The organism is Acinetobacter genomosp. 15BJ, from assembly GCF_000400715.1.
Lineage (GTDB): Bacteria > Pseudomonadota > Gammaproteobacteria > Pseudomonadales > Moraxellaceae > Acinetobacter.
Genome location: NZ_KE007349.1, coordinates 70,476 through 70,960, shown reverse-complemented (window position 1 = coordinate 70,960; position 485 = coordinate 70,476). Strand labels below are relative to the sequence as shown.

Here is a 485-nt window from a genome sequence, read left to right as displayed (position 1 = left end):
ACTGAATCAAAGTCAACATCACGTGCTGTAGCAACTTCATAGATGTCTTGTCCATCTGCGCCGACAGTTTTAGAAACAGTGATGTTCTTACCTTCAGTTACTTCGGTTTTTGCTGCTGCAGTTTCACCTTGAATTGCATCGGCAACTGTATCGTAGCCTTTGTCATTCACTGTAAATGGACCATTCAGCTTGCCGCCTTCATTGGTCACACCACCGCCCAAGATGTCGCCAGTTGAAGTCATGCTGTCATTGAGCTGACCACCATTCACTGCATCTTTTGAGCCCGCTGCAATCGTACCGTCTGCAACACCACTGATTTTGCCTGTAGCACCATCAATGTTCACATCACCGACTTGCACTGAATCAAAGTCAACATCACGGGCTGTCGCTACTTCATAGTTGGTACTGCCATCAGCATTCTTGGTTTGAGTCACCACCATATTGTCACCTTCGGTGACGGTGGTTTTCGCTGCCACTGCCTGACC

Annotated in this window: 1 pseudogene; it reads right to left on the bottom strand. The window is 47.8% G+C overall.

From position 1 onward, the window contains the following. Positions 1-485: pseudogene (locus F896_RS03625) on the bottom strand (hypothetical protein); the annotation flags it as partial.